This window comes from Kitasatospora sp. NPDC093806, assembly GCF_040683335.1.
Classification (GTDB): Bacteria; Actinomycetota; Actinomycetes; order Streptomycetales; family Streptomycetaceae; genus Kitasatospora.
In genome coordinates, this window is sequence record NZ_JBFBDO010000020.1 from 1 (window position 1) to 24,350 (window position 24,350).

The 24,350-nt window shown below is 73.1% G+C and carries 19 protein-coding genes; 6 read left to right on the top strand and 13 right to left on the bottom strand.

What is annotated here, in order from left to right; translation table 11 throughout:
* From AB0N76_RS13085 to AB0N76_RS13095, 3 genes are all read right to left on the bottom strand, one after another.
* On the bottom strand, nucleotides 1-663 hold a 663-nt coding region (locus AB0N76_RS13085), incomplete at its 3' end, for an ATP-binding protein (protein ID WP_363556297.1).
* Between the two features lie 129 nt (nucleotides 664-792).
* A complete protein-coding gene (locus AB0N76_RS13090; RefSeq protein ID WP_363556299.1) occupies nucleotides 793-1,158 on the bottom strand; it encodes a hypothetical protein in 366 nt (121 codons plus the stop codon).
* Between the two features lie 178 nt (nucleotides 1,159-1,336).
* Nucleotides 1,337-1,492, bottom strand: coding sequence for a hypothetical protein (locus AB0N76_RS13095; RefSeq protein WP_363556301.1), 156 nt, complete (start codon nucleotides 1,490-1,492; stop codon nucleotides 1,337-1,339).
* 428 nt (nucleotides 1,493-1,920) lie between these two features.
* Here AB0N76_RS13095 and AB0N76_RS13100 point away from each other — a divergent pair, with 428 nt between their 5' ends.
* A complete protein-coding gene (locus AB0N76_RS13100) occupies nucleotides 1,921-2,094 on the top strand; it encodes a CsbD family protein (RefSeq protein WP_363556303.1) in 174 nt (57 codons plus the stop codon).
* Between the two features lie 87 nt (nucleotides 2,095-2,181).
* On the opposite strand, the gene AB0N76_RS13105 is transcribed toward AB0N76_RS13100, so the two are convergent.
* The 5 genes from AB0N76_RS13105 to AB0N76_RS13125 form a co-directional block, all read right to left on the bottom strand.
* On the bottom strand, nucleotides 2,182-3,870 hold the full coding sequence (locus AB0N76_RS13105) for a SulP family inorganic anion transporter (protein WP_363556305.1): 1,689 nt from the start codon (nucleotides 3,868-3,870) through the stop codon (nucleotides 2,182-2,184).
* 108 nt (nucleotides 3,871-3,978) lie between these two features.
* Nucleotides 3,979-5,874, bottom strand: coding sequence for an alkyl sulfatase dimerization domain-containing protein (locus AB0N76_RS13110; protein WP_363556307.1), 1,896 nt, complete (start codon nucleotides 5,872-5,874; stop codon nucleotides 3,979-3,981).
* Between the two features lie 140 nt (nucleotides 5,875-6,014).
* Complete coding sequence (locus AB0N76_RS13115) at nucleotides 6,015-7,139, bottom strand: DUF6183 family protein (RefSeq protein WP_363556309.1); 1,125 nt, start codon at nucleotides 7,137-7,139, stop codon at nucleotides 6,015-6,017.
* A 97-nt stretch (nucleotides 7,140-7,236) separates the two neighbouring features.
* Nucleotides 7,237-7,899: a response regulator transcription factor gene (locus AB0N76_RS13120; protein WP_363556311.1), complete on the bottom strand. Its 663-nt coding sequence runs from the start codon at nucleotides 7,897-7,899 to the stop codon at nucleotides 7,237-7,239.
* Nucleotides 7,874-9,046, bottom strand: a complete 1,173-nt coding sequence (locus AB0N76_RS13125; RefSeq protein ID WP_363556313.1) for a histidine kinase — start codon at nucleotides 9,044-9,046, stop codon at nucleotides 7,874-7,876. Before AB0N76_RS13125 ends, AB0N76_RS13120 begins: the two co-directional genes overlap by 26 nt.
* A 175-nt stretch (nucleotides 9,047-9,221) precedes the next feature.
* On the opposite strand from AB0N76_RS13125, the gene AB0N76_RS13130 reads away from it, so the two are divergent.
* The gene (locus tag AB0N76_RS13130; RefSeq protein ID WP_363556315.1) at nucleotides 9,222-11,498 is read left to right on the top strand and encodes an MMPL family transporter; all 2,277 of its coding nucleotides are present in this window, start codon (nucleotides 9,222-9,224) and stop codon (nucleotides 11,496-11,498) included.
* Between the two features lie 143 nt (nucleotides 11,499-11,641).
* Here the strand turns inward: AB0N76_RS13130 and AB0N76_RS13135 are convergent, their stop codons facing one another.
* A complete protein-coding gene (locus AB0N76_RS13135; protein WP_363556317.1) occupies nucleotides 11,642-13,834 on the bottom strand; it encodes an MMPL family transporter in 2,193 nt (730 codons plus the stop codon).
* A 260-nt stretch (nucleotides 13,835-14,094) separates the two neighbouring features.
* On the opposite strand from AB0N76_RS13135, the gene AB0N76_RS13140 reads away from it, so the two are divergent.
* From AB0N76_RS13140 to AB0N76_RS13150, 3 genes are all read left to right on the top strand, one after another.
* Entirely contained in the window at nucleotides 14,095-15,423 is a 1,329-nt protein-coding gene (locus tag AB0N76_RS13140) for a sensor histidine kinase (protein WP_363556319.1), read from the top strand.
* Complete coding sequence (locus AB0N76_RS13145) at nucleotides 15,420-16,127, top strand: response regulator transcription factor (RefSeq protein WP_363556321.1); 708 nt, start codon at nucleotides 15,420-15,422, stop codon at nucleotides 16,125-16,127. The genes AB0N76_RS13140 and AB0N76_RS13145 overlap by 4 nt, the downstream gene beginning before the upstream one ends.
* Before the next feature lie 930 nt (nucleotides 16,128-17,057).
* Complete coding sequence (locus tag AB0N76_RS13150) at nucleotides 17,058-17,705, top strand: response regulator transcription factor (RefSeq protein WP_363556323.1); 648 nt, start codon at nucleotides 17,058-17,060, stop codon at nucleotides 17,703-17,705.
* A 112-nt stretch (nucleotides 17,706-17,817) separates the two neighbouring features.
* Here the strand turns inward: AB0N76_RS13150 and AB0N76_RS13155 are convergent, their stop codons facing one another.
* On the bottom strand, nucleotides 17,818-18,630 hold the full coding sequence (locus AB0N76_RS13155; protein WP_363556325.1) for an AfsR/SARP family transcriptional regulator: 813 nt from the start codon (nucleotides 18,628-18,630) through the stop codon (nucleotides 17,818-17,820).
* Between the two features lie 355 nt (nucleotides 18,631-18,985).
* Between AB0N76_RS13155 and AB0N76_RS13160 the strand changes: the two genes are divergently transcribed.
* On the top strand, nucleotides 18,986-20,959 hold the full coding sequence (locus AB0N76_RS13160; protein WP_363556327.1) for a translation factor GTPase family protein: 1,974 nt from the start codon (nucleotides 18,986-18,988) through the stop codon (nucleotides 20,957-20,959).
* A gap of 69 nt (nucleotides 20,960-21,028) precedes the next feature.
* On the opposite strand, the gene AB0N76_RS13165 is transcribed toward AB0N76_RS13160, so the two are convergent.
* Genes AB0N76_RS13165 through AB0N76_RS13175 form a run of 3 tightly spaced genes read right to left on the bottom strand, consistent with a single transcriptional unit; the run spans nucleotide 21,029 to nucleotide 24,342 of the window.
* Nucleotides 21,029-21,799 carry a cyclase family protein gene (locus tag AB0N76_RS13165; protein ID WP_363556329.1) on the bottom strand — a complete coding sequence of 257 codons (771 nt, stop codon included), beginning with the start codon at nucleotides 21,797-21,799 and terminating at the stop codon, nucleotides 21,029-21,031.
* Nucleotides 21,786-23,411, bottom strand: coding sequence for an FAD-dependent monooxygenase (locus tag AB0N76_RS13170; protein ID WP_363556331.1), 1,626 nt, complete (start codon nucleotides 23,409-23,411; stop codon nucleotides 21,786-21,788). Before AB0N76_RS13170 ends, AB0N76_RS13165 begins: the two co-directional genes overlap by 14 nt.
* Entirely contained in the window at nucleotides 23,404-24,342 is a 939-nt protein-coding gene (locus AB0N76_RS13175; protein WP_363556333.1) for an aromatase/cyclase, read from the bottom strand. The genes AB0N76_RS13170 and AB0N76_RS13175 overlap by 8 nt, the downstream gene beginning before the upstream one ends.
* Nucleotides 24,343-24,350: the final 8 nt, after the last annotated feature.

Sequence of the window (24,350 nt, forward strand, 5' to 3'; positions counted from 1 at the left end):
GGCGACGATCCGGTCCCGCACCCGGGCGTCCACCGGCCCCGGCAGCACGCCGTCGAGCAGCGCCCGGGCGTCGGCGTCGGCCAGTCCGCGCACCCACAGCTCCGGCAGTCCGGCGAAGCCCTCCTCCGCCCGCCCGCCGGTGACCCGCTCGGCGAACACCAGCGCCACCGACTCCGCGTCCAGCCGACGCCCGACGAAGGCCAGGATCCGCTGCGACATCAGGTCCAGCCACTGCGCGTCGTCGACCAGGCACACCAGCGGGGACCGCGCCCCCGCCTCGGCAAAGAGCCCGAGCACCGCCATCCCGACCAGCAGCATCTCCGGCGGGTTCCCGGCACTCAGCCCGAACGCCACCCGCAGCGCCTCCCGCTGCACCGCCGGCAGCGCGTCGAGGTGCGACAGCAGCGGCGCGCACAACCGCTGCAGGGCCGAGTAGGCGAACTCGGCCTCGGCCTCGACCCCGGCCGCCCGCACCAGCCGCAGCGGCCCGCTCCGCTCCGCCCGTACGGCCAGCTCGTCGAGCAGCGCCGACTTGCCGACCCCGGCCTCCCCCCGCACCACCAGCACCGGACTGCGCCCGCCCCGCACCTCACGCAGCAGCCGGTCCACCACCTCCAGCTCCCGTCCCCGCCCGAGCAACCGGCCCCTCACCTCGTACGTCATCCCATCCCCGCTACGGCTCCCCCTCGGAGGAGCTCCCGCCCTTCCCACGAACACCACCCCGCCGCCGCCGAAGAGACGACGGCTCGCCTCCGCCGTGACCCCTCCGCGGACGACGGCGCCGGTCCGCGGTCAGCGGGGGTCGACGATCTCCGGCGCGAAAACGGTCCCCAGCGGTTCGGGGCCGATGTACTGCTGGCAGTTGCACGACCGGGGCTCGTACCGCAGGGGCTTGCGCTCCGCGTCCCAGGCCGTCGGCGCCTCGACCACCTCGTGGCACTTGCCCTGCTTGTCGTGCTTGGCCAGGTGATGGGTGCAGCCGCAGACGGGCTCCGGCGGACGGCTCGCCGCGTCGAGCGCGAGCTGCCTCCGCTCGGCGGCCTGCTGCAGTTCCATCTTCCGCTCGTGGCGCGTCTTCAGCGCCCCTCGGACGTTGTCGCCGAGCCAGCCCCCACCGATGATCACGGCGGGTATCAGCGCCCAGATCCAGCCACCCATGCCACCACTCCCCCTCGTCCGAACAGCGACTCAGCATACGGCCTGCGGACCGAATCGCCCCGGTGACCTGCGGTGGATGGTCGGACGTGGATGGTCGGACTTCGAGAGCCTGCGCTCCAAAGCCCCCAAGGCCGAAGGTCCTTGGGGGCGGACCGGCTTTCCCGTGCGCCTCGGAGCGCTACTGGAGGCCGACCATGGACAGGTACGCGGGGATCTTTCCGACTGTCCTCCGGGGGACGGTGACCGATTGCAGGGAGCCGTGTACCAGGTCCCGCACGATCAACTTGTAGGTCCCGCTGTCGTTGACGAGTTCGGCGGTGTACAGCACGTCCACCGACGCGTCGTCCGCGGCGGTCGGTCAGAGCAGGTATACGGGCTCGGATTCACCCATTTCACCCTCACCCGATCGACTGACTTAGTCAGCTCTTCGGATTCTCACCGACGGGACGCCAAGTACCTTTTCTCGCGGTTCGTCATCGCAGATTCGTCCGAATACTGGTCGTACAAGCGTTTCAGTCTCGGACCGGATGATGTTCTGCGGCACATGAGCAGGCGAACCCGCGTCCGTACCGGCGGCGCTGCCAGCCGGGGCCGTGCGGGTCGCTGGTGGTCAGCCTGGTCACCGTACGGCGGGTGCCCGCGCCGGGGGCGGCCCACACCCGGTTCGCGGACGCCCCGGCGCGTCGGGCATGGAACCGCGCGTCCGGGGCAGGCGCCCGCGAGGGGCGGACCCCGCCCCACCGGGCGAAAGGAGCGCACGACATGGCTACCTCCGACAAGATGCGCAACATGGCCGAGAAGGCCCGCGGCAAGGTCAAGGAGACCGTCGGCCGGTCCACGGGCGACCGGCCCATGGAGGTCAAGGGCAAGGTCGAGCAGGCGAAGAGCGATCTGAAGCAGGCCGGCGAGAAGATCAAGGACGCGGGCAAGCACTGAACCGTTTCCCGGTCGGCCGCCGGGGCGGAGGGATCGCCCCGGCGGCCGACCCCGATGAGGGGCCGCTACGGGGCCGCGGCGGGGCGGTCAGGCCGTCGGCCGGGTGGCGTCGATCCACTCCCGGCCGGTGCGGACGGCCGTCTCGACGGCGGTGAACACGGTGTCGTCGGCGGGCACGATCGCCCCAAGGCCCAGGTGCCGGGCGAGGCCGGTGGCCTCGGCGATGCGCACCAGCGGGGGCTGCACCCCGGCGAGCAGGAGTCGGCCGCCGGCGCGGTGGAGGTCGTCGGCGAGGCGTTCGAGGAGTTTGATCATGGCCGAGGAGGGGACGTCGGGCAGGTGGCGCAGGACGAGGACGAGGACGGCCCGCGGGGCGGGCTCGGGCCAGGCGCGTTCGATCGCGGGCAGTTCGGCGAAGAGGCTGACGCCGGCGTAGTCGAGGACGGTGACCTCCCCGGGCGGCAGCCGGTCGGGGACCGCCGCGGTCCGCCAGCGGCCGTCGCCGGTGGGGGTGAGTCTGAGCAGGCTCGCCTGCCGGGCGGCCTGGGCGCAGTACAGCAGCAGGGACAGCACGGCGCCGAGGATGATCGCCTGTTGCAGCGGCAGCTGGGTGGTGCCCAGGAAGGTGACCGCCATCGCGGTCGCGGACAGCGCGGAGGTGCGCAGCACGAGCCTGATGTCGGGGATCTTGCCGACGATCAGTTCGGCGCCGACCACGATGACCAGCCCGCCGATGACGGGCATCGGGATGTGTTCGGCGAGCGGGGCGAGGGTGAGCACGATCAGGGCGAGCCAGACACCGGAGAAGACGCCCGCCCAGCGGGTCCGGGCACCGGCGGAGACGGCGACGCCGGTGCGCGAGAGGGAGCCGCCGACGGGCAGCGACTGGAACAGCGCGCCGGTGGCGTTGGCGAGGCCCTGCGCGGTGAAGTCGCCGTTGACGCCGGGCTTCGTCCCGTCCGGGTTGGGCACCGAGGGGCTGATCCCGGCGGCCTGGGCGAGCGCGACCAGGGCGATCGACAGCGCCCCGCCGAGCAGGTGGGGCGCGGCGGACCAGTCGGGCGCGGTGAAGTGCGGCAGCGCGGCGGGGATGTCGGCGATGTCGCTGACCAGTTCGACGTCGGCGCCCAGGGCCGCGACACCCGCGCTGACGGTCACCATCGCGACCAGCAGCGCCACCGTGCGCAGCCGTTTGACGGCGTGCGCGAGCGCCCAGGCGGCGACGGTGGCGGCCGCGACCAGCGTCGCGGCGGGCTGCCAGGAACCGGCGTGCAGCAGCCAGTCCGCCAGCTGCGCCAGCTTGTTGTGGCCGCGCGGCCGGTAGGCGGTGGCGTCCTTGAGCACGCCGACCACGATCTGCAGGGCGATGCCGGTGGAGAAGCCGACCATCACCGCGTTGGAGACGAAGCTGAGGATCACGCCGAGCCGCAGGACGCCCATCAGCAGCATCACCGCGCCGGACAGCAGGCCCAGGACGGCCACGTTCCCGGTGTCGGCGGGGTCGAGTCCGGCGTCGCTCAGCACGCTCTGCGCGGTCAGGGCGATGGCGCTGGTGAGGGTGGTGACCATCAGCACGGTGCGGGCGGCCAGGGAGCCGACGATCACCGGGACGACGCCGGAGAACAGGCCGGCGACCGGGTTGAACCCGGCGATCGAGGCGTACGCCATGCCCTCCGGGATCGAGAACAGGCCGGTGACCAGGCCCGCCGTGACGTCGCCGGGCGTCGGCCGGCCCAGGGCACGCAGGGACGGGGCGCGCAGGGACGGGCGCCGCATCAGGCCGGGCCCCGCAGGCCGTCACCGACCACCGCCCGCTCCCCCCGCTCTGCCCCGGCCCTGCGCCTGGGTTCGGTCATGCCCGCACCTCGCGATCGACCGGCGTCCTCAGGGCGTGACGATGGCGAAGTCCGGGTCGGGGGCGGTGAGGTGGCCGAGCAGGTCGGTGAGCACCCGCGGGTCGCCGGTGAGCTCGGCCCGGCCGTCCGCCGCCAGCTTCTCCAGGTCCGCCGCGCCCAGCAGGACCGCGCGCAGGTCCGCCTCGTCGATGGCGACCGTCACCCCGGGCGGGGCGACCGCGGGGCCGGCGCCCTCGATGTGGGTGAGCACGCCGTTGTGCAGGCGCAGGGTGACCGGCCGCTCGACGCCCCGCAGGTCCCAGCGGACCGTCAGGTCGGCGTCCCAGCTGCCCGGGCCGTCGATCCGGATGGCCAGCGCGTCGAAGAGCTGGTCCAGCGTCAGCGCGGCCAGCAGATCGGGGGAGGCCGCCTGGGTCGGCGTGCCGACGGAGCCGTCGCGCAGCTCCAGCGCCCCCATCAGGTAGAAGTTGCGCCAGGTGCCGTTCTCGCTGCCGTAGCCCAGCTGCTCCAGCGCCGCCGCCTGCAGGGCGCGGGCCTCCGCGTGGTCCGGTTCGGCGAACACCACGTGGTTCACCACCTCGACCACCCAGCGGTAGTCGCCCGCCGCGAACGTCTCCCGGGCCTTGCGCACCACCTCGTCCGCGCCGCCCATGAACGCCACGTACCGGGCGGCGGCCTCGACCGGCGGGTGCTGCCACAGGTGCGCCGGGTTGCCGTCGAACCAGCCCAGGTACCGCTGGTAGATCGCCTTGGTGTTGTGGCTGACCGAGCCGTAGTAGCCGTGCGTGTGCCAGGCCCGCTCCAGGGCCGGCGGCACCCGCATCAGCTCGGCGATCTCCGCGCCGGTCAGGCCGGTGTTCAGCATCCGCAGCGTCTGGTCGTGCAGGTAGGCGTACAGGTCGCGCTGCTCGGACAGGAAGGCCACCACCCGCTCGCGCCCCCACACCGGCCAGTGGTGCGAGGCGAAGGCCACCTCGGAGTCGGCGCCGAACAGGCTCACCGCCTCGGTCAGGTACCGCGACCACACGTGCGGGTCGCGGACCTGCGCACCGCGCAGCGTCAGCAGGTTGTGCAGGTTGTGCGTGGCGTTCTCCGCCATGCACAGGGCCGCGTGGTCCGGGAAGAAGATGTTCAGCTCCGCCGGCGCCTCGGTCCCGGGGGTCAGCTGGAACACCATCCGGATGCCGTCCACCACCTCCTCCTGGCCCGTACGGGTGATGTGCGCGTTCGGCGGGACCAGCGTCACGGTGCCGGTGGAGGTGGTCTGCCCCAGGCCCGCGCCGACCTGCCCGCGCGGCCCCTTCGGCAGCGCCGCCCCGTACATGTACGCCGCCCGCCGGCCCATCGCCGTGCCCGCGTACACGTTCTCGCTCACCGCGTGCTCCAGGAAGCCCTCCGGCGCGAACACCGGCACCTGCGCGTCCTCCGGCAGCACGCCGCGCACCCCGCCGAAGTGGTCGACGTGGCTGTGGGTGTACAGCACGCCCGTCACCGGGCGCTCGCCCCGGTGCGCCCGGTAGAGGGCCAGACCGGCGGCCGCCGTCTCCGCCGAGATCAGCGGGTCGATCACCAGGACGCCGCGTTCGCCCTCCACCAGCGTCATGTTCGACAGGTCGAAGCCGCGGATCTGGTAGATCCCCTCGACCACCTCGAACAGGCCGTGGTCGCCGACCAGCCGACTCTGCCGCCACAGGCTCGGATTCACCGTGTCCGGGCACGGCTCCGACAGGAACCCGTACGCCTCCAGGTCCCACACCGTCGTCCCCCGGCCGTCCGCGACCAGCGGCTCGGCCGCCGTGCCCAGGAAGCCGCGCTTGGCGTCCTCGAAGTCCCGGACGTCGTCGAACGCGAACCGGCCGAGCACCGCACGGTTGGCTTCGGCGATACCCGGCTGGGCGGGCTCGGGCTGGGTGCGCTCGGACATGACGGGTCTCCTCGGCTGCCGGGCTTGCTGCTCCTCCGCGAGCCTCCCCAGAACCCGCCGCCCCGGCAACCCGAACGGGCCGACAGGGCGACCGGAGCCTCCCCCGGACCGGGCGTGGTGGAAGACGTCGTGCTGGCTGGTCAGTCGGTGTCGGTGGCGGCCAGCACGGCCAGGCGGCGGCGGCCCGGCGCGAGGGCGGCCAGGCCGATGTCCCATGCCACCTGCTCGAACCACTTCGTGTCGGCGGCGAACCCGTGCCAGACGCAGCCCCGCACACGTGCCTCGACCTCGTCGGGGGTGGCGCCTTCGGGGCTTCCGGCCAGCGCGGCCAGGGACTGCCAGGCGGCCAGCCGGCCGTAGGCGCCGAAGGAACCGGAGCCGTACGCCCCACCTGTCGACGCCGCGGCGAAGAGCACTCGCCATGCCTGGGCGGGCGGCTGGACGGCGACCGACAGGGCGGCCCCGTCCCCCACCCCGTGCAGACACTCCAACCCCACTCCCAGCAGCGCGTTCGGGACCGACCGGGCCTCCAGGGGGTCGGCCAGCTCGAACACCCGTGCCTCCACGCGTCCGTTGGAGTCCGCGATCCAGCCCTCCACCGCCTTGCCCATCGCCGCGGCAGTGGCCTCCGTTGTCGTCTCCTCCCACGAAGGGACGTCGACGTCGGCGAGCACCGCCAGTTCGCGGCTCTCCGAGGGGTCGTACGGTATCGACTGGCCGCGGCCACGGACGCTGTGCCTCGGCAGGTCCGCGCTTCGCTCCAACTCGGACAGGGTGAGCGGCAGCCAGCCCAGTGGGTGCTGACCCCGATGGCGCGACGTCGCCCACCCCACGATCTCCGGCGTCCGCTCGACGACCACCCGCCTGAGGACCAGTTCATGGACCAGGCAGGCCAGAAGCTCCTCCGAAGCGCTGTCGGTGAACGCCACCGCCAGGTCCTCGGCCTCCTGGCACGCGGCCAGCAGCGAGGCCGCGTAGCGATCCAGCTTCCGGTCGGCGACCTCGGCCGAGGAGACCAGCCGCGCCGCCTGGGCGACGTTCCCGGGGCCGGCGGTGGTGGTCAGCAGCCGAAGCAGATGGTCGAAGACGTTTCGGTACTGCCACACCGGCTCCCCCGAGCCGTACGTCCCGGCCAGGGCGATGCCGAGGTCCGCGGCGAAGGCGGCATCGCCTCGCGCGACCCGGTCGTCGGCCACCGCCCACACGCCCTTGACGTTCCTCAGGTCCGGCAGTTCCGTCACGATCTTCTGTATCTGGTCGGCCACGGCCCCGAGCCTACGCATCCGCCGGCTCCGGTTCATCTCATTGACGAACCGGATTCCGGACCTGACCAACCATCAGCACGCCACCACGGAGCCCGGCTCAGGTTGCGGGGAGGATGCGGCGCGTTTCGTAGGCCCACATCGCGATCTCGACCCGGTTGCGGGCGCCGAGTTTGGCCATCAGGCTGGCCAGGTGCGTCTTCACCGTGCTGAGGCTGATATGCAGGGTGTCGGCGACCTCGGTGTTGGTCAGCCCGCGCGCGACGGCGAGGAGCACCTGCTCCTCGCGGGCGGTGACGGGTGAGACCGGCTGGGCCGCGGGCCGGCCGGCGGGCAGGTCCGCGAACGCCTGGAGCAGGCGGACGGTGACGCTGGGCGCGATGAGCGCCTCCCCGTCGGAGGCCGACCGTACGGCCTGGGCCAGCAGGTCCGGTCCCGTGTCCTTGAGGAGGAAGCCGCGGGCGCCGGCGCGCAGCGAGCCGTAGACGTACTCGTCGAGGTCGAACGTGGTGATGACGACCACGGCCAGCGGGTCGGCGACGCCCGGGCCGGCGAGCAGCCGGGTGGCCTCCAGGCCGTCGAGCACGGGCATGCGGATGTCGAACAGGCAGACGTCGGGGCGCAGTTCGCGGGCCAGCCGGACCGCTTCCCGCCCGTCGGCGGCCTCGCCGACCACCTCGATACCGGGCTGGGCGTTCAAGATGATCCGCAGCCCGGTGCGGATGATCGTCTGGTCGTCAGCGACGAGGACGCGTATGGACACCGCTCTCCTTCCTCGCTCTCGGCAGCTCGGCTTCGACGTGCCAGCCCCGGTCGTTCCCCGGGCCGGCTCGTAGGGTGCCGCCGATCAGGGTCGCGCGCTCACGCAGTCCGGTGAGCCCGTACCCGTCGCGACCCCGGCCGGTGCGCCGCCCGTCGTCCCGCACGCTCACCCGCACCGTGTGCCGTTCAGCGGCGACCCGGACGACGACCTCGGTCGCGTCGACCGCGTGACGCCGCGCGTTGGTCACCGACTCCTGCACGATCCGGTAGACGGCGGCGTCCACGGCCGGGGGCAGTGTATCCAGCTCGCCGTCGAGCCCCAGGTCGACCCTGATGCGACCGCCAGGGGTGCGCACCAGGCGCTCCAGGTCCGCGACGCCGGCGGGGGGTGCCAGCTCGGCGCCGACCCCGCGGTCGCGCAGCGCGGCGACCATGGCGCGCATCTCCTCCAGCGTCCGTGCCCCCTCCTCCTCGATCCCCTCCAGCGCCTCGACCGCGGCGGACGGGTCGGTGCCCGCGACCACCCGGCCCGCCTGGGCGATGATCACCATGGCCGACACGTGGTGGGCCACCGTGTCGTGCAGTTCCCGGGCGAGCTGCTCGCGCTCGCGGGAGCGCACCTGGTCCAACTGCCGCTCGCGGGCAGTCACCCGGAACCGCACCGCGGCCCCGAGCACGCCGGGCAGCAGCCCGAAGACGAAGCCCACGACCTTCTCGACGACCGGGGTGGCGTCCGCGACGGCGCACAGCGCGCACCCCACGACGATCACCGCGCCGCCCAGCACGACCTCCCGTCCCGATCCCCACCGGGGCAGCGCGTACACCAGCACGAGCACGACCGCGCCGGTGTACAGGCCGACGGGCTCGCGCGGCGCGGCGACCAGCGCGGCCACCTGAAGCAGGATCACCGAGCCGAACGCCAGCGTGACCGTCGCCAGCGGGCGGGTCCGGCGCCACAGCGGCAGCAGGCACAGCCAGACGGCGAACACCACCGCCACCGGACGCCACACGACGTCCTCGCGCAGGGTGGCCTCCAGCGCCACGCCGGCGAGGCCCGCGGCGGGCAGCGCCCAATCCCGTCGCAGCCGGGCGGGCGCGTCGGGCGGCCGGGGTTCGGTCCACAGGGTTCGCAGGTCGTCTCGGAGCACGGTTCCCAGCCTAGGGACCGCGGCGGGCCGCGCATCGGCCGAAAGTACGGGTCGTCACTCCGCTCCGGGGCCGACGGATCCGCGGCCCGCGGGCCGATGCCGCGCGGCGCCGTGGCGGCGAACCTCGACGTCGGCGGCCGTGCAAGGACGGCCGACGAGGTGGTTGGAGGACCCGATGCTCTCGAAAGCCCTGTTGCGCCTGGGCGCAAGCGCCGCCCGCCATCCCTGGCGGGTGATCGCGACATGGCTGGTCGTCGCCACGCTCGCCGTCCTCGCCGCCGTCGCCTTCGGCGGGCGGAACGCGGACTCGATGACCGCTCCGGGGCTCGACTCCCAGCGGGCCGCGGCACTGATCGAGCGGGCCGGCACCGGCCAGGAGGGGATGACCGCCCAAGTGGTCGTCACCCCCCTCGACGGCGCCGCGACGTTCTTCGACCACGACGGCGCGCGCACCGCTCTCACCCGGCTGCAGACCGAGGTGAAGCGGCTGCCGCACGTGCTCGGCACCGGCGACCCGGCGGGGGCACTCGACGCGGGCGGGGACGCCGCCGTGCGCGGCGGCCTCGTCTCGGCCGACGGGCGGATCGCGGTCGTCCGGGTCCAGTACCCCGACCAGAGCCGGCTGTCGGCCGAGGACCTCGCCGCCCTGGTGAAGCTCGGCGACCGGCTGCGCGGTGAACTGCCCCTGCGCATCGAGATGGGCGGGAGCCTCTTCTACGCCTTCTCCGACTCCGACGGCGGCGTGAGCGAGTTGATCGGCCTCCTCGCCGCGGCCACGATCCTGTTCCTGGCGTTCGGTTCGCTCGTCGCCGCCGCGCTGCCGATCGGCATGGCGGTCTTCGGACTGACCGTCGGGGTCGCCACGATGACGGTGCTGGCGGGGGTGACGGACGTCCCCACCTTCGCGCCGGTCCTGGGCAGCATGGTCGGGCTCGGCGTGGGCATCGACTACGCGCTGTTCGTGCTCGCCAGGCACCGGGAGTACCTCGCGCGCGGGCTCGATCCCCGCGAGGCGGCCGGGCGGGCGGTGGCCACGGCGGGCCGGCCCGTGGTCTTCGCCGGCGGCACCGTCGTCGTCTCGATCCTCGGCCTGGCGGTCGCGAACGTGCCGTTCATGACGGTGGGCGGGATCGCCGTCTCGATCGTCGTGCTGATCATGGTGGTCGCGTCGGTCACGCTGCTGCCGGCCTTCCTCGGCGCCGCCGGTCCGCGCCTGGCCCGGGCCGGCCGGATCGGCCGGGCCCTCCGGCGGGACCGGGTGACGGGCGCCGCCCAGGCCGCCGACGCCGCCGACGCCGCCGATGCCGCCGGGTGGCGTCGCTGGATCGGGCACGTCAGCCGGCACCCGGTGCCGTACGCGGTCGGCGCGGCGGGACTGCTGCTGACCGCGGCGCTGCCCGTGCTCGGCCTGCGCGTCGGCCTGCCCGACGACGGCTCACTGCCCCCCGGCCGTACCGAGCGCCGGGCCTACGACCTCGTCGCCGAGGGGTTCGGCCCGGGCACCAACGGTCCCCTCGTCATCGCCGCGGACCCCGCCGGTGATCCGGGAGTGCTGGACCGACTCGCCGCCACGGTCGCGGCGGATCCGGGCATCGCCTCCGTCGCGCCGGCGCACATCGACCGGGCCACCGGCATCGCGACCCTCGTGGTGTTCCCGACCACCAGCCCCCAGGACAAGGCCACCGCCGACACCATCGCCCGACTGCGCACCGATGTCCTGCCCACGGCGATCGGGCCCGGCCCCGCCAGGGCCCACGTCGGCGGCGCCGCCGCGAACCTGTCCGACGTTGGCCGACGCACCAGCCAGCGCCTGCCGCTGCTCGTCGCCACCGTGCTGGCGATGTCGTTCCTGCTGCTGATGCTGGTCTTCCGCTCGGTCCTCGTCCCGCTCAAGGCGGTGCTGCTGAACCTGCTGAGCATCGGCGCGGCCTACGGCGTCATGGTCGCGGTCTTCCAGTGGGGCTGGGGAGGCGCGCTCATCGGGCTCGAAGCGACGGTTCCGATCGTCTCGTTCATCCCGATGTTCCTCTTCGCCATCCTGTTCGGCCTGTCGATGGACTACGAGGTGTTCCTCCTCTCCCGCGTCCGCGAGGAGTACCTGCGCACCGGCGACAACGGCACGGCGATCGTCGAGGGCGTCTCGCGCACCGCCCGGATCATCACCTCGGCCGCCCTCATCATGGTGGCGGTCTTCCTCTCCTTCGCCGTCGCCGAGGACCCCTCCAGCAAGATGTTCGGACTCGGCCTGGCCACCGCGATCTTCATCGACGCCACGGTCGTCCGCATGGTGCTGGTCCCCGCGACCATGACCCTCCTCGGCCGCACCAACTGGTGGCTGCCGAAGTGGCTGGACCGGCTACTCCCCCATGGCCCGGTCCACAGCGACGACATGCACGACCCCGACGGCACCGACGCCGATTCCGACCGCACTCCGGCCATCTCGTCACTCTGAGCTCCATGGCCCTGCCTGCGCGGTACTCGGAAAGCCGGGTCACAGTGGTGGGGAGGCAGCGCGGAGGCCCGCTCCTCGGGGGACGAGGTGCGGGCCTCCGGGGCGTCCGGGGCAGTGGACACCGTTCAGAAGGTGGGACCAGGTCAGGGGACGGGGACCCGGACGGGGTCCGGGGCCGGGTGGGCGGTCGGGGTGCGGTGCGGGGTGGGGCGCAGCGGCCACCAGAGGGGACGGCCGAGCAGGGCGGCGACGGCGGGGACCAGGACGAGGGACAGGACCAGGGCGGACAGCAGGATGCCGAGGGTCATCGCGAAGGCGACCTGTTCGCTGCCCGGGGTGGTGGCGAGGGTGGCGAAGGAGCCGGCCAGGACGAGCCCGGCGGTGGCGATGGCGGGGGTGGTGTGGCGGACGGCGCGGGCGACGGCGGCGCGGGGCGAACCGGGGTGGCGCATCTCCTCGCGGATGCGGTCGGTGATGAGGATGTTGTAGTCGGTGCCGAGCGCCACCACGAACAGGAACAGCACCAGGGGGAGGGTGAAGCTGACGCCCGGTTCGTCCAGCAGGTGCTGGAAGAGCAGGGTGGCGGCGCCGAGGGTGGCGGCGAAGCCCAGGCCGACGGCCAGCATCAGCACCACCGGGGCGAGCAGGCTGCGCAGGAGCAGCAGCAGGATCAGGGCGATGAGGGCGGCGGCGACCGGGAACACCACGGTCAGGTCGTGGTCGACGGCGGTGGAGACGTCGGCGAAGACGGCCGCGGTGCCGCCGACGTGGGCGTTCAGCCCGGCGGGGGTGTGGGCGGCGACCGCGGCGCGGACCGGGCCGGAGGCCAGCTCGCGGGCCCGCGCGCTCTGTGCGTCGACGGTCAGGAAGAGGTCGATCCGGGCGGCGCGGTGGTCCCCGTTCAGGACCGCCCCGCCGACCTGGCCGACGCCGTCGACCTTGCCCAGGGCGCGGGAGAGGCCGTCGAGCCGGGCGGGGTCGAGGGTGGCGCCGTCCTTGGCGGTGAGGTAGACGCTCGTCGGGTCGGACACGCCGGCGGGCAGCGCGCGGGAGATCTCCGCGGCGGTGGCCGACGCGGCCGTTCCGGAGTCGCCGCCCTGGCCGTAGTCCATCCGGATCCCGGTCATCCCGGCGGCCAGCGCGCCGAGCAGCGCGACGGAGGCGCACAGCAGCGCCAGCGGCCGCCGGGCGACGAGGGTGCCGAAGCGGGCGGCGAGGCCCTCGCGCGGCTCCCGCCGCAGGCTGCGGGAGGGCCAGAACATCTTGCGGCCGCAGGCGGCGAGCAGGGCGGGCATCAGGGTGAGGCTGCCCAGCAGCATGACGAGCACCGCGACGGCGATGGCCGGGCCGAGCGAGCGGAACTGGCCGAAGCTCGCCACACCGAGGGTGGCGAAGGCGGCCACGATGGTCAGCGCGGCCGAGGTGATCGCGGTGCCGACCCGGCCGGACACCTCGGCGGCCGCCGCGCGGGCGGGCTGGTCGGGCCGGGCCCGCAGGTGCTCGCGGAACCGGAAGAGCAGGAACAGCAGGTAGTCGATGCCGATGCCGAGCAGGACCACCGAGATCAGGCCCGGGGTCGAGGCGTCCAGCTTGAGTCCGGTGAGCGCCGCGGCACCGGCCACGGCGCCGCCGGCCGCGCCGCCGATCATCGCGACCGCGAGCAGCGGCAGGACCGCCGCGAGCACGCTGCGGAACACCAGCACGTTGAGCAGCACGATCAGCACCGTGACGAGGATGCCGCCGACCGTCGCGGCGGTCCGGTTGTCGTCGGCGGAGTCGGCGGCCTCGGCCAGGCCGCCGGTGAACCCGGTGCGCATCCCGGCGTCGGCGAACCGCGCGCGGGCATCGTCCCGGAAGGTCCGGTAGACGTTCTGGACGCCCTCGTCGCCCGCGTGCCCGGTCAGTTCGACGGAGAGCAGCTGGAAGCTCCGGTCGGGCGCGGTCATCGCCGGTGCGACCCGCGGCGTCTGGGAGTGGTCGGGGACGAGGAAGGCCGGCTGGTCGTCCTTCCTGGGCATGACGACCCGGCGTTCGCCGAGCTTCACCGCCTCGGCCTCGATCCGCTGCTGGTCGGCGGCGGTGAGCACCTTGCCGTCGGCACGGGCGACCAGCACCGTGACCGTGGTGGCACCGGGCTTCACCCCGAACTTCTCCTCGGCGATCCGCAGGGCGGCGGCCGAGTCGTAGCCGCGGGGCAGGAAGTCCCCGGTCTGGGACTGGGTGACGCGGCCGAGCAGCATCGGCCCCAGCGCGGTCAGCCCGAGCCCCAGCACCGCCCACAGGGCGATGATCTTCCAGGCGTGTCTGGTGGAGAATCCGGTCAGTGCGCGGATCACTATGTCCTCCGGCTGATGGACGCGAACGTCGGCCTCGTCGCCGGGGGTTCCCGGCCGGGTTCCAGACCATCAGGCGGGAGGGGTGCCGGGCGTCCGAGCAGCGGACGATCCGGGTCCGGGCCCCCACTCCCCGGACCCGGCCGGACCTGGGACCGTGCTCCTGGTCCGGGCCGCCGGACCTCGGCCGCGGGGACCACGCCGGGCCCCGCGGGGCGATGCCAGAATGGGGCATCAGCACTGATCAGCCGGGGAGGACCGACATGGACGGGCGTCAGCGCCCCGACGCGGCGGGCGTGGACGACCGCAGGGACGACCGCAGGGACGACCGCGCGGACGACCCGCTGCCGGGCGGCCGGCGGCCGGGCCGCTCCGACGGCCCGCCGTGGACCCAGGCCGACGCGCTGGTGGCCGTCGGCGCCGGCATGCTCGACCTGCTCGCCTACCTGCTCTTCAACCAGGTGAACGGCGCCCACACCGTGAGCGTGCCGGGCTTCGTCATCGTCGCGCTGGCGGGCCTGCCGCTGGTCGCCCGACGCCGCCACCCGATGCGCGTGCTCGCCGCCGTCCTGGTGCTCGAAGCCGTGGCCAACCTGCTGGCCCCGATGGGCCCCCACTTCGGCGCCGTTCTCGCGGTCGGCCTGTACTCGGTCGCCCGGCACCGCCCCGTCGGGGTGGCGGTGGCCGCCGCCGTGGCGACAGCGGTCTCGACGGCGGTGAGCCAGAGCCACTTCCGCCTCCCGACCTGGGAGGGGTACGTCGCCGCGCCCCTCTCCTCGCTGCTCGTGGCCGGCGGCGGCTTCGCGGTCGCGCGCTGGCAGCGCGAGGTCGCCGCCAACCGCCGGCTGCTGGCCGACCGCGCGGTCGCCGAGGAACGCCGCCGCATCGCACGGGAGTTGCACGACATCGTGGCCCACCACATCACCACCATGCAGCTGATGGCCGGAGGCGCCCGCGCCAACCTCACGAACCCGGAGGTGGTCCGGGACGCCCTGGTCACCCTGGAGTCCTCCGGACGACTGGCCCTGCGCGAGATGCGCCAGCTGCTGAACGTCCTGCGGGCCGGCGACGAACCGGACACCGCCCCACCGCCGCCCCAGCCCGGGGCGGACGACCTCGACCGCCTGGTGGACGAGTCCTGCCGGGCCGGACTGCCGACCGACCTCGGCGTCCACGGGCCCCGGCGCCCGCTGCCGCCGACCGTCGGCCTGACGGTGTTCCGGATCGTCCAGGAAGGCCTCACCAACGCCCGCAAGTACGCGGGGCCCGCCCGCGCTTCCGTCCGGCTGACCTACCGTCCGGACGGGATCACCGTCGAGGTGCGGGACGACGGCGCGGGCGTCCCTGCCCAGGACGGCGGGCCGGCCGGTGACCGGGGCAGCGGCTACGGCCTGGTCGGCATGCGGGAACGCGTCGCCCTGCACGGCGGCACCCTGGTGACCGGCCCGCGGCCGGACGGCGGGTTCGCCGTACTGGCCGACCTGCCACTGGCCCCGGACGAGAACGCCGAAGCGGCCGTCCAGCACGGCGAGCCCGGAACCGACTCTCCCTCTGCCGGGCCGGCCGTCCGACACGCGGAGGCACGGCGATGACCGCCGGGACGCCGCGGATCCGGCTCCTCGTCGTGGACGACCAGCCGCTGGTCCGACGCGGCCTGACGCTGATCCTCTCCCCCGACCCGTCCTTCGAGGTGGTGGGCGAGGCCGAGGACGGACGGCAGGCCGTCGAACTCGCCCACCGACTACGCCCCGACGTCGTCGTGATGGACATCCGGATGCCGGTCCTGGACGGGGTCGGCGCCACGGAGGAACTGGCCCGCACCCTGCCGGACTGCCGGGTCCTCGCGCTCAGCACCTTCGACATGGACGAGTACGTGGTGGCCGCCCTGCGCGCCGGCGCCTACGGGTTCCTCCCCAAGGACGTGTCCCCGGAGGACCTGGGCACGGCGATCCGCACCGTCCACGCCGGGGAGGCGGTGGTCGCCCCCCGGCTGCTCACCCGGCTGATCTCCGCCTACGTCCGGACCCCGATCGGCGCTCCGCCACCACCGGCCGTCACCCCGGGCGACCTCACCCCACGCGAGGTCGAGGTGTGGCGGCTGATGGCCACCGGCCTCGACAACGCCGGGATCGCCCAGGCCATGGACATCAGCCACTCCACCGTGAAGAACCACATCACCAACGTCTTCGGCAAACTCGACGTCCGCGACCGAGCCCAGGCAGTCATCGCGGCCTACGAGTCCGGCCTGGTCACCGCCCGCACGGGGAGCGGCGACGGGGGCAGCGGGGCCGGCTAGCCGTATCGCACCGGCGACGAGAGCACCCGAACCCCGGGAGTCCACCATGACCGCACGACCCCACCGCTTCACGGGTCGCACCGCCCTGGTCACCGGGTCCTCCCGCGGGCCCGGCATGCTCCTGCGGGCCCGGCATGCTCCTGCGGGCGAACGCCTCCGTGGACAGCGGGCGAGATCGCCCCGTGATAGGTCGCGCTCGCGCGGCGAAAAACCGCCCTTGGGGTGAATGTGGGAATCAGGTTAGGTTCTCCTCAGTCCGCACCGGCAAATCGAGCCACCTCCATGGCGGGCTCGATCGACCGGCCGCGGACACTGCCGACGAGGTGTCATCCCACCTCCAGCCTACGCAGGGGGTCCAAAGACCGCCCGGACGCGCCACTTGTCCCGAATACAAACATCCACCGACTCCCCACTATCGGAGGACTACGAATGACTGCTTCCCCTGGCCGGCCACAGGGCCCGCGCCCGTCCCCGGGCGCGGCCGTGCCGGCCCGGGCCGCCACCGCCCCCGGGGCCGGCGGCTTGACAACAACGCAGGCCGCGACGGTCACCACCATGTTCGCGAGCGTCCCAGGCCGACCCCGCCGGACGGCGGGGTGTGAGCGGACGGCGGGGTGTGAGCACCGCACCCCCGGATGCTGCCCCACCCGGCGCCCGGAGGACCGGCGCCGGAAACCTGAAACCGGCCCGGATATCGGAAACATCCGGAATTCATTCGCGGTCCGGTCCGTCGCCCGACGGCTTCGGAGCGGTCGTTCCGCCGTCCATTGCCGGGCCGCGGGCGCTCCGATTCGATATCCGGATAAGGAGACCCGGCCCTCCACCAGCCGTCTCAGGAATCGGAGCGTCCATCGCGCCCCCGAATCGACCGGCAAACCGGGGTCGCTCCACTCGTCGGTCGTTCGTGCCTGTCGCCACCGGGGGTCAATCGTGTCGCCTGTCAGCATCCGTCCGTCGGTCCTGGTCGTCGAGGCGAACGTCCTGCTGCGCACGGGGCTCCAGACCCTGCTATCCGCCGAGGGCGACCTCACCCTCCACCCCGCCGTGGACGGCCTGGACGAGGCGCTGGAGGTCCTGGCGGGACAGCGGGTGGATGTCGTGGTGTACGGCGCGGGCGAGTCCGTGGCCGACACCGAGCGGGCCCTCGGGCGGCTGCTCGACCGGGGCACCCGGGTGGTCGTGCTGAGCCGCCAGGAGCAGCCGGGCGAGATGGAGATGTACCTCGGCTCCGGGGCGAGCGCCTACCTGACCGAGGACGCCGCCGGCGAGTACCTGTGCCCGGTGATCCGGGGCCTCACCACCGACCGGGAGCGGGTGTACATCATGGCCTCGCGCTCCGGCCTCGGCTGGATGGCCGGACGGCGTGGTGGTCGGCTCTCCGGTCGGGAGCGCGAGGTCTTGGGGCTGGTCGCGAACGGGCTGAGCAACTCGGACATCGCCAGGCGGCTCTGCATATCGCCCGGGACCGTCAAGCGCCATCTCAGGAACGTCTTCGTCAAGCTCAACGCGGTCTCCCGGATCGACGCCGTCAACAAGGCCCGCGCCGCCGCCATGCTGGTGCCGGTGGGCCGGGCCTGACCGAACCCGGCCCGACCGAACCCGGCTGGGCCGGGCCGACAGGTCTGACCGGTGGGCCCGGGCAGCGGGCCGACCACGGACTGGCCGGCCCGGCCGCATCAGGGGGCGGCCCTCACGCCGACCGGGCCCGAGGGCCCTGCTCCACCGTCCGCGCGGCAGCCGCCCGGGACTGCTGCCGCGCGGGCACGGTACCGCTCAACAGCTCGTTGTGCAGGTCCCGCACCGCCCGCGACGGGGTGATCCCGAGGTCCTCGTCGAGCCTGCGGTAGAGCGTGCGGTAGACGTGCAGCGCCTCGCTGCGGCGCCCGGCGGCGTCCAGGGCGAGCATGAGCTGTTCGTGATACCACTCGTTGAACGGCTGACTGTGCGTCAGCATCCTCAGCTCAGGGACGAGTTCGCGATGGCGGCCGAGTAGCTGGTCGGCCAGGATGCGTCGCTCCAGGGCGCGAAGGCGCATCTCCTCCAGGACCGCGACGTGGCCGGCGAGCACACCACCCACCGGGATGTCGGCCAGCGCGGTGCCCCGCCACAGGCCCAGCGCCAGCCGCAGCCGCTCCGCGGCGGCCTCGGGGTGCCCGGCGGCCAGCAGGCGGTCCCCTTCGGCGTGCAGGCGCTCGAACTGCTGGGCGTCGAGCTCCTCCTCGCTCAGCAGCAGCACGTAGCCGGGGGCCTTGGTGAGGATGACGTCGTGCCCCTTGGGGCGGCAGAGCTTGCGCAGTTGGTAGATGTACGTCTGCGCCGTGGTGACCACCGTCCGCGGCTGGCTGCCGCCCCAGATCTCCTCGATGATGAGGCCGAGGTCGACGATCCGGTTCGCGTTCATCAGCAGGATCGCCAGTGTCCAGCGGACTTTCAACGCGCTCGGGGTGCACGGAATTCCCCGGTCGAGGACTTCCAACGGGCCCAGGATGTTGAACTTCACCATGCCTCCGATGTCGGCCGGAATTTCCTCGAACCCAGGTATATCCGGGCTTCCGGCGGGGCCTCAAGAGGAATCCGTACAAGGTGGCAGCACCGTATTTCCGAGGTGACACCGGCGCATTTCCGGATCGGCCTGGCGAACTGTCCCGAGGGAAACACTCCCCGCCGATCGACCCCCGCCGATGGACCCCCGCCGATCGGCTGTCCATCCGTCAAGTGCTGTTACACTCGGGTCGGTTGGACTATCAGGCCCTGCCACCGCCAGACCCGCGAGGAGAAGGACGTGCCCCGAAAGATCCGTGTTGCTCCGGTTATCCGTACGAAGACCGAAGAACTAGGGGAACTCCGTCTTGTCAAGCGTGAACATCGGAATCCTGGCGCATGTCGACGCCGGTAAGACCAGCCTGACCGAGCGGTTGCTGCACACCGCCGGCGTCATCGACCGCGTCGGCAGTGTCGACCGCGGCGACACCCAGACCGACTCGCACGAACTCGAACGCCAGCGCGGCATCACCATCCGGTCCGCGGTGGTGTCCTTCACCGTCGGCGACGTGAAGGTCAATCTCATCGACACTCCCGGCCACCCGGACTTCATCTCCGAGGTGGAACGGGCCCTCGGCGTGCTCGACGGCGTGGTGCTCGTCGTCTCGGCCGTGGAGGGGGTGCAGGCGCAGACCCGGCTGCTGATGCGCACGCTGGTCAAGATGCGCATGCCGGTGATCCTCTTCGTCAACAAGATCGACCGCCTGGGCGCCCGGTACGAGGGCCTGCTGGACGAGATCCGCTCCGAGCTCTCGCCCACCGTCGTGCCGCTGACCAGGGTCGAAGGGCTCGGCACGCCCGAGGCGCACGCGCTCGCCCGGACCGTCGGACCGGACGATCCGGAGTTCGCCGCCGAACTGGCCGATCTCCTGGCCGAGCACGGCGACGAGTTCCTGGCCCGTTACCTCGACGACGAGGCGTCCCTGACCGCGCGGGACTACACCGAGGAACTGGCCCGGCAGGCCCGCCGGGCACAGGTCCACCCGGTGTTCTTCGGCTCGGCCGTGGCCGACGCCGGCATCGGCGCACTGGTGGACGGGATCACCAGGCTGTTTCCGGTCAATCACGGCGGCGCCGACGGTACGCTCCACGGCACCGTGTTCAAGATCGAACGCGGCTGGGCGGGCGAGAAGGTCGCCTACGTGCGGCTGCGGACGGGCACGCTCGGGCCGCGCTCCAAGGTGTCCGTCTTCCGGCGCGACCAGCACGGCGCGGTCGTCGAACTGCCCGGCCGGACCACCGTGGTCGAGGTGTTCGACCGGGGCTCCGCGGTGGTGGAGGAGCAGGCCCGGGCGGGTGACATCGCCAAGGTCTGGGGGCTCAAGGGCATCCGGATCGGGGACCGGCTCGGCTCCGACGAGGGGCTGGACGGCGAGCACCTCTTCGCGCCGCCGAGCCTGGAGACGGTGATCCGGCCGGCCCGGCCCGGTGCGATGCCCGAACTCCACGACGCGCTGCTGCAGTTGGCCGACCAGGATCCGTTCATCAACGTCCGCAAGGACGACGAGGAGCAGGAGATCTCCGTCTCGCTCTACGGTGAGGTGCAGAAGGAGGTCATCGCGGCGACCCTCGCCGACGACTACAAGCTGGACGTGGTGTTCGAGGGCACCCGGATCATCTGTGTCGAGCGCCCGATCGGGGTGGGCGAGTCGGTGGAGGAGATCGACTACCGGAGCAGGAGTTTCTTCTGGGCCACGGTCGGCCTGCGGGTCGAACCCGGGGAGCCGGGCTCGGGGGTCGTCTTCCGCCGGTCGGTGGAGCTCGGCTCGCTGCCGCACGCCTTCCACAAGGCCGTCGAGGAGGCCGTCCGGGCGACCCTGCAGCAGGGGCTGCACGGCTGGGAGGTGCTGGACATCCTGGTGACGCTCACCCACTCCGGGTTCGCCAGCCCGGTCAGCGCGGCGGGAGACTTCCGCAAGCTCACCCCGCTGGTGCTGATGAACGCGCTCAAGCAGGCGGGTACGCAGGTCTTCGAGCCGGTCAACCGGTTCGAGCTGGAGGTGCCGGCCGAGAGTGTCAGCACCGTCCTGCTGAACCTGGTGGAGTGCGGTGCGACCCCGGAGACGACCCGGGGGCAGGGCAGCAGCTGCTTGGTGGAGGGGACCATTCCGGCCCGCACCGTCCAGGAGTTCGAGCAGCGGCTGCCCGGGCTGAGCCAGGGCGAGGGCGTGCTGGTCACCCGGTTCCACAGCTTCCAGCCGACCGTCGGTCCGGTGCCGAGCCGGCGCCGCACCGACCTCAACCCGGCGGACCGGAAGGAGTACATGCTGCGGGTGTTCGGCCGCATCTGACGGGACGCCGGAAGGGCCCGACCACTGCTCCGGTGGTCGGGCCCTCGGTCGTCACGGCAATTCCCCGGGTCAGTCGAGCAGTGCCACCGCTCGCGTCCAACCCGCCCCCGCCCCAGCGATTTTGACCGGGAATGCCTGCACGGTGAATCCGGTCGGCGCGGGCAGCGCGCCCAGATTGGCCAATCGCTCGATCTGGCAGTATTCCCGCTGACGCCCCGCGAAATGCGCGGGCCACAGCACGGAATGATCCCCGGTGCGCCGGAACTCGGAGAGCATGTGCGTGAAAGGAGCGTCCAGTCCGAAGGCGTCCGTCCCGATGAGCCGCACCCCGAGATCGAGCAGGAGGTTCGTCGCCTCCCCGTCCAGACCCGCGAATTGGGTGAAGTACTCCGGAGTACCCGCGCGTTGGTCGGCGCCCGTGTGCAGCAGCACGATCTCCCCGGCCCCCGGGCAGTGGCCGATGTCGTCGAACGCCCGGCGCAGCCGGTCCGCGCCGATCACCCCGACCCCCGAGTCGGTGAGGTCGAGGACGACGCCCGGGCCGGTGAACCATTCGAGCGGCAACTCGTCGATGTGGCGCGGAACTCCGTACGCGGCCTTGCTGCCGTAGTGCGACGGCGCGTCGACGTGCGTGCCGGTGTGGGTGGTCAGGGTCAGGGTGTCCAGCGAGAGCAGTTCGCCGTCGGGCAGGTCGGCGATGTCGAACTCGATGCCGTGGTTGCGGAGCATGCCCTCGGCCATGTGGCGCGCGCCGTCGGCCGGCGTCATCACCTCGTGCCGGATGCCGTCCACCTCCCAGGCGCTGCCGTCGATCGTCGAGGAGAGGTCAATGACGCGCATGCGCGGCTCCGTCCGGTAGCAGATCGCAGGCCTGGAGGACGTCGAGGTAGCGTTCCGGCCCGCGGCCCCGCGCGGCGACGTGGCCGTCCGGCCTGATCAGCAGGAACTCGCCGGGAGTCAGCCCGAGTTCGCCACGCAGCGTGCCGTCGGGGTCGGGTAGGACGCCCGGGCCACCGGGGTCGGCGACCGTGCGGACGGAGACGGCCGCACCGAGCAGCCGTTCCACCCGGGCGAGTGCCTCCCGGTGTCCGGTCTGCCCGGCGGCCACCGAGGTGGCGAGCAACGTCCAGCGGGGGTCGGCGAGTTCGGCGCAGAGCGCGGACCAGCCGGGATGCCCGGCCGCTGTCGCCGCGTCGCAGCCCACCCGGTCGCCGGGGGCGAGGCGGCCCGCCGACGCCGGGTCCGGCCGGGTGAGCGGGCTGTCGGGGTAGGCCAGGGCGAGCCCGCAGAAGCCGCGGATCATCCGGCCCTCGACCTTGCGCCGCAGCGGCGGTATCCGGCGCAGCGCGGCGGTGCCGACGGTGAGCAGGGCCGGGGCGACGGCGGAGCGCAGCGAGACCAGGGCGGTGGCCGTGCGGGTGGAGCGGAGCAGGACGGCTCCGGTCGGCACCCGCTCGGCGTCGTAGCTGTCGAGGAGTCCCGGTCCGGCGTGGCCGCGGATCACGTCGGCGAGTTTCCAGGCGAGGTTGTAGGCGTCCTGGATGCCGCTGTTCATGCCCTGCCCGGAAGCGGGGCTGTGCACGTGGGCGGCGTCTCCGGCCAGGAAGCAGCGGCCCTCGCGCATCCGGGTGATCTGGCGCTGCTGGACGGTGAAGACGGAGAGCCAGGTGGGGGTGCCGACCTCGACCGGGCGGCCGAGCGCCCGGCCGATCTTGCCGGCCAGGCGGCGCCGGACGAGCTCGGGGTCGTCGGCTCCGTCGGTGTCCGCGGTGTCCACCACGCGCCACTTGCCGGGTCCGGGAAACGGGACGAGCAGCAGGGTTCCGGGGTCGGTGTGCAGCAGGTGGTTGCTGTCCGGCGGCAGGTCGGCGTCGAGGGTGACGTCGGCGTTGAGCCAGACCTGGGTGGAGTCGCCGATCAAGCGGATGCCGAGCTGCTTGCGCACGGTGCTGCGACCGCCGTCGGCGCCGATCAGCCAGGGCACCCTGGTCTCCTCGGTGCGCCCGTCGGCGTGGCGGAGGGTGGCGAGCACGGCGTCGTTGTCGGGATGCAGGGCGGTGAGTTCGACGCCCCACTCGACACTGACGCCGAGTTCGGCGGCTCGCGCGCGCAGCACCTGCTCGGTGACCACCTGGTCCACCATCAGGCTGAACGGGTAACGGGTGTACAGGGAACGGTAGTTGGTGTCGAAGCGGACGAGGATCCGGCCGCGGCGGTGCATGGTGAAGTGGGTGACCCGCCGGCCCAGGGGCAGCAGTCGGTCGACCACCCCCATCTGGTCGAGTACCTCCATGGTCCGGGCGTGCACCGCCAGGGCGCGGCTGCTGGTCGCCGGGCCGCCGGCGGCGTCGATCAGCCGGGCCGGTACGCCGCGGCGGGCGAGTTCGTGGGCCGCGGTGAGGCCGACCGGGCCGGCGCCGACGATCAGGACGGCCGGGGCGGGGTCAGCCACGGCGTTCCTCGGCGAACCGCTTGGCGAGCCCGAGGGTCGCGCGGCTGTTGCCGCCGGCGGCCTCGCGGATGAAGCGGCGGGCGGTGGCGGTGGTGGCGTCCGGGCCGAGGACGGCGGGGATCGCCTCCGGGTTGAGGACGACGGCGTGCCAGGAGGTGACCCGTACGCCGTGCTCGGTCGGCTCGACGGTCCAGCGGCCGGTATGCGCGGCCATCATGGAGGGGGTGCGCAGCTGCTTGTAGGTGATGCCGGTGCCCGGGAAGCAGATCCGGACCGACTCGGTGGTGTGCTCGGATCCGTCGGCGGTGCGGGTGTCCATGGCCATGTGCTGGATGCCGCCGGCTTCCTCGCGCAGGTCGAGCCGGGCGACGTGGGGCAGCCGGGCGGGCCAGGCGGCGGCGTCCTGGAGGAAGTCGTAGACCGTGTCCGGGGCGGCGTCGACCAGCACCGAGTCCTCGAACTCGAATTCCAGGTCGGCGAGTTGGGTCCACCGTTCGGCGAGGGACTTGATGTTGCCGAGTTCGCTGCGGCTGTTGCGGTCGGTCGCCTCGGTGATCCAGCCCAGGCCCTGCGGGTCGTCGTCGATCGCGCTGAACTCGTGGGTGAGGGTGAGGATGGCGCCACCGGGGCGCTCGGTGACCTGCCACTGCCCGGCCATCGAGGCGACCGGGGGCGAGGAGGTCTCCTGGCGGAAGCTGATCCGGCGCCGGGCGGCGTCGAGGTCGCGGCGGGAGGTCCACTGCTTGACCTCGCCGTTGGCCCGGGCCCAGATCCGCAGGCGCTCGGCGCCGGGTACGAGCTCCGTGCGCTCGACGTGGAGGGTGGGCGTGAAGCGTTGCGGCCAGGCCACGGCGTCGGCGATGACGGTGTAGACGACGTCGGCGGGGGCGTCGATGTCGATCTCGTGCATGGTGCGCTGGGTGGTGGTCATGTGTCGGA